Origin of the sequence: Rhizobium sp. RHZ01 (assembly GCF_014851595.1) — a bacterium.
Classification (GTDB): domain Bacteria; phylum Pseudomonadota; class Alphaproteobacteria; order Rhizobiales; family Rhizobiaceae; genus Rhizobium; species Rhizobium altiplani.
On record NZ_JACUZZ010000069.1, the window covers coordinates 1 to 2,559 of the forward strand.

At 60.2% G+C, this 2,559-nt stretch carries 4 protein-coding genes; all 4 read left to right on the plus strand.

Annotated elements, in window-relative coordinates; translation table 11 throughout:
* Positions 1 to 127 precede the first annotated feature (127 nt).
* The 4 genes from IB248_RS30765 to IB248_RS30780 are packed head-to-tail and all read left to right on the plus strand — an operon-like array spanning position 128 to position 2,434.
* Positions 128 to 853, plus strand: a complete 726-nt coding sequence (locus IB248_RS30765) for a ComF family protein (protein WP_192242230.1) — start codon at positions 128 to 130, stop codon at positions 851 to 853.
* Positions 854 to 884: 31 nt separating this feature from the next.
* Positions 885 to 1,142, plus strand: coding sequence for a glutaredoxin 3 (gene grxC / locus IB248_RS30770; RefSeq protein ID WP_018857853.1), 258 nt, complete (start codon positions 885 to 887; stop codon positions 1,140 to 1,142).
* 9 nt (positions 1,143 to 1,151) lie between these two features.
* Positions 1,152 to 2,009, plus strand: coding sequence for a carbon-nitrogen hydrolase family protein (locus IB248_RS30775; protein ID WP_062373551.1), 858 nt, complete (start codon positions 1,152 to 1,154; stop codon positions 2,007 to 2,009).
* Positions 2,006 to 2,434, plus strand: a complete 429-nt coding sequence (locus tag IB248_RS30780; RefSeq protein ID WP_018857855.1) for a DUF1178 family protein — start codon at positions 2,006 to 2,008, stop codon at positions 2,432 to 2,434. The genes IB248_RS30775 and IB248_RS30780 overlap by 4 nt, the downstream gene beginning before the upstream one ends.
* Positions 2,435 to 2,559: the final 125 nt, after the last annotated feature.

Below are 2,559 nucleotides of genomic sequence, written 5' to 3' on the forward strand. Positions count from 1 at the left end.
GATCCACATAACTGAAGAGTTCGCCTGTCCTCACATCGCCGCCGCGCATCCATCAGCTCCAAATCGCAATAAAGCGAGTGAATCACGACAGGAGCCTTGCGCCAATGCCTTTTTCAACAGCCTGCTAATGCGTCCCTTCGGGCGCTTGGTCGACTTTGTCTATCCGCCGGGATGCGTGGTTTGCGGCATCGCCACCGGTCGCCACAACGGCCTTTGTCCGACGTGCTGGTCCGGACTGCGCTTCATCGAACGGCCGTATTGCGAAATCCTCGGGATACCGTTCTCGCATGATCTCGGTTCCGGCATTCTCAGCGCCGAGGCGATTGCCAATCCGCCGCCGTTCGACCGGCTGCGGTCAGCCGCCTTTCATGACGAGCCGGTGCGCCAGTTGGTGCATGGCCTGAAATACCGCGACAGAACAGATCTCGCGCCAATGATGTCCGAATGGATGCTACGCGCGAGTGACGGGATGGTGGAGCGGTGTGAGGCCATCCTGCCGGTACCGCTGCATCGAAGCCGCATGTTCTCGCGCAAATTCAACCAGGCTGCAGAGCTGGCGCGTCATCTGGCGCAGCGATCCGGAAGGGCGCTTCTGCCGGCAACGCTGATGCGCGTCAAACGCACCCGCCCTCAGGTGGGTCTCGGCGCAGAGGCGCGCGAGGAAAATGTTCGCGGTGTCTTTGCCATTGCCAAGGCGCGGGACAACGACGTCTTCGGCAAGCGGCTTGTCCTTGTCGATGATGTCTACACGACCGGTGCCACGGTTGCCGCGGCGGCAAAAGTACTGCGCAAGGCCGGAGCGGCGGACATCACGGTTTTGACCTTTGCAAGGGCTCTTTCAGAAACTATATGACGAAAAGATAACCGTATTGTCTGGAGACCCCATGGCACCCGTGACCATTTATACGCGCCAAGCCTGCGGCTACTGCGCGCGTGCCAAATCGCTGCTGTCCGAAAAGGGCGTGGATTTCGTCGAGCACGATGCGACCTTTGCGCCGGAACTTCGCCAGGAAATGATCGGCAAGGCCAACGGCCGCACGACGTTCCCGCAGATTTTCATTGGCGAGCAGCACGTCGGCGGATGCGATGATCTCTATGCGCTGGATCGGGCCGGCGGGCTTGATCCTCTGCTTGCCGCGTAAGGAAGTGCGATGACGTTTACGGCTGCCGCCATCCAGATGTGCTCCGGCGTCGATCCCGAGAGGAACGCTGCCGCGATGGCGCGCCTCGTCCGCGACGCTGCGGGCCAGGGCGCGATCTATGTGCAGACACCTGAGATGACAGGCATGCTGCAGCGCGATCGTGCCGCTGCCAAGGCACTGCTTCGCGACGAAACCAATGACGTCATCGTGCGGACGGGTTCGGAATTGGCCCGGGAGCTCGGCATCTTCATGCATGTGGGCTCGACCGCTATTGCGCTCGATGACGGCAAGCTTGCCAACCGCGGCTACCTCTTCGGGCCTGATGGCAAGATCCTTAATCGTTACGACAAGATCCATATGTTCGATGTCGATCTCGACAACGGCGAAAGCTGGCGCGAGAGCGCTGCCTACCGGCCGGGGTCCGAGGCGCGCGTGTTGTCGCTTCCCTTTGCTGAAATGGGCTTTGCGATCTGTTATGACGTTCGCTTCCCCACCCTTTTCCGCGCCCAGGCTGTTGCCGGCGCCGAAGTGATGACGGTGCCTGCTGCCTTCACGAAGCAGACCGGCGAAGCACATTGGGAAATCCTGCTTCGGGCACGCGCGATCGAGAATGGCGTTTTTGTGATTGCCGCTGCTCAGGCCGGGCGCCACGAGGACGGGCGTGAGACCTTTGGTCATTCGATGATCGTCGATCCCTGGGGCCGCGTTCTGGCTTCGGCCGGGCCGGAGGGCGAAGCCGTCATCCTTGCCGACATTGATACGGCGGCCGTCAAGTCAGCTCATGACAAGATTCCCAATCTGAAAAACGGCCGTGATTTCTCAATCGAGAGGGTTCCAGGGGCAGTCGCAGGAGGCGTGGCCGCTTGATCCGTTATTCGCTGCGTTGTGAAAATGCCCACGAATTCGAAGGCTGGTTTTCCGAAAGTGCCGATTTCGATCGCCAGATCGCATCAGGATTCCTGACCTGTCCCGCCTGCAACTCCGCATCCATCTCCAAGCTCCTGATGGCGCCTTCGGTTTCGACGGCGCGCAAGAAGGATGAAATGCAGACGCTGGCGATGGATACGATGCGGCGTGACGCGTTCCAGAAGCTGAAAGAGGCTGTTGCGACGATCAGGGCCAATTCCGAGGATGTCGGAACGCGGTTTCCCGAGGAGGCCCGCAAGATACATTACGGGGAAAGCGACGCCCGCGGCATCATCGGGCAGACCACGATGGATGAGGCCCAAGCGCTTTTGGACGAAGGCATCGAAATCGCGGCCCTGCCTGTTTTGCCCGACGATGTGAATTGAGCTAGGTGTGTAGTCCCTGAGTGTGATGGTGCATCATTGAACCTGAGTCGTCAGGAAGAGGATGCATTATGGGAAGTATTCTTCACGGCAGCGCCCGCACGACGCCGCGTCTTCGAGCCGAACTC

Bases quoted from the DNA above. Each gene is read 5' to 3' on its own strand.
- IB248_RS30765 (WP_192242230.1), top strand. From the start codon at position 128: ATGCGTCCCTTCGGGCGCTTGGTCGACTTTGTCTATCCGCCGGGATGC.
- grxC (WP_018857853.1), top strand. From the start codon at position 885: ATGGCACCCGTGACCATTTATACGCGCCAAGCCTGCGGCTACTGCGCG.
- IB248_RS30775 (WP_062373551.1), top strand. From the start codon at position 1,152: ATGACGTTTACGGCTGCCGCCATCCAGATGTGCTCCGGCGTCGATCCC.